Raw genomic sequence first — 1,670 nt, forward strand, 5'->3', positions numbered from 1 at the left:
ATATAGTCAAGGTGTATATTAAAATCAGCTTCTTCATATGCGTAAATTTTTCCAAAGTTTGTTGGAAAGATACTATCGGTATTTTGATGTATAAAATCAGCTTCATGATGTCCAATATATACAATAATGGTAGGAGTCATGAGCTTTCTGAATCTATTTAAAGTTCTTGTAGGCAATAAATCTTTTGTAATTAAAATTTGTATAGAACCATACGAGGTCTCTATATTCATTAAATTGTATTTTTTGCTATAAATGGTTATGCTGGTATCACTCAGAAAATTAATATTTCTATTTTTGCTCCATGAAGAGAGTTTCTTTTTTGTAAGTGATTTAATTCTTTTAAAATTTAATTCATATCTAATCCTATTTTTAAATTCAAATTCATCATTTCCACACTTTTCACAATCATTTTCTGGTTCATCATTGTAAAGGACACTACATTCAGGATTAGTACAAGAATAGCCATTTTCTTCGTTTTTAGTTATTAGTTGCTCATCGATTAATTCTTCAAAAATCGAATTATCAGATAGTAATGAAGGTGAACAGTGCTTTAGGATAAAATCTAATTTGTCAGCTTTTCCTTCAATAAAATCTTGACTACTAATAGGTTGATTAATTGGGACGCCAAAAATACTTTTGAATAATCCGTTAATTTTATCGATTTGTTCAATTGTAAGGTTAGCGTCCTGTAAGCGGAAAGTTATATCACCATTTGCTTCTATCATTGTATATATTTTCTTTGAAGACATGTCTTTAAATGATAATCTTATATACTTTATATCTTTTAAACTTTTAGGTCTAATCATTCCTTTTTCATGCCCTTCAACAACTGCTGGCCAAACATCATCATCTTTAAGGTCGAAAGATAAAACAGGAGATTTCCAAAGGTTACTTGAATTAAATGAAATACCAGAAATATACATGTTGTAGTCAGTGTTTTCTGATATATCTTCATTAGAAAGTAATTGTTGAAATATCTCGGTTGTAAATCCTTTAAAAGGCTTCATGGTAAACTTTTGAAGTTTGGTATTTAAATTTTCATTAAAATACTTTAAAAGTGAATGTTCATCTTTTTTATTAGTAGTTTTAATTGAGATAGATTTATCATTAAGATTAATTTCAAACATTATTTCAGAAATCTTTTTATTTCTTTTGTTACCATCGAAATCTGGAAGAACTACATCAGACATCTGTTTATATATAAGTACAATTATTTTCTTGCTAGTAAACGTAGAAGTGGAGACAATTTTATATTCATGATCTTTTGAATTTGTATGAAGATCATTTGTCATTGCTGTCTCATATTGTTTATTAGTAGTAAATTGATCAAGTTGTTTTTGGGTAATATTATTTTGATAGATATATTTTTCACCAGAACTTTTACAAAGCCACTTATGTAAAGTGAATACATCAAATAAAACTGTAGGTTTTTTTATGTAAAGATGATAAAGTTTGTTTAAAGTACTTAAATCATATCTTACTTCTGATTCAGAATATACCCATTCATATATAGTGTCTATTGATTTTTTTTTCTTGTTTTGGAATTCCTTTAAGTACTGCAGAACTTTTGATAATTTTTGATTAGCAAGGAATTTATTTATTAGATCTTCTTTACTTTCTATGTAATCAATTTCTGTACATTGACTTAATTCTTTTAATTGATCTAAAGT

At 26.7% G+C, this 1,670-nt stretch carries 1 protein-coding gene; it reads right to left on the reverse strand.

Going from position 1 to position 1,670, the window contains the following annotated elements:
• A partial coding sequence (locus V7014_RS24845) for a hypothetical protein (protein WP_335511410.1) occupies window positions 1–1,670 on the reverse strand: 1,670 nt, incomplete at both ends.

The organism is Bacillus sp. JJ722, from assembly GCF_036963345.1.
In the GTDB taxonomy this organism is placed as follows: Bacteria; Bacillota; Bacilli; order Bacillales; family DSM-1321; genus Bacillus_AD.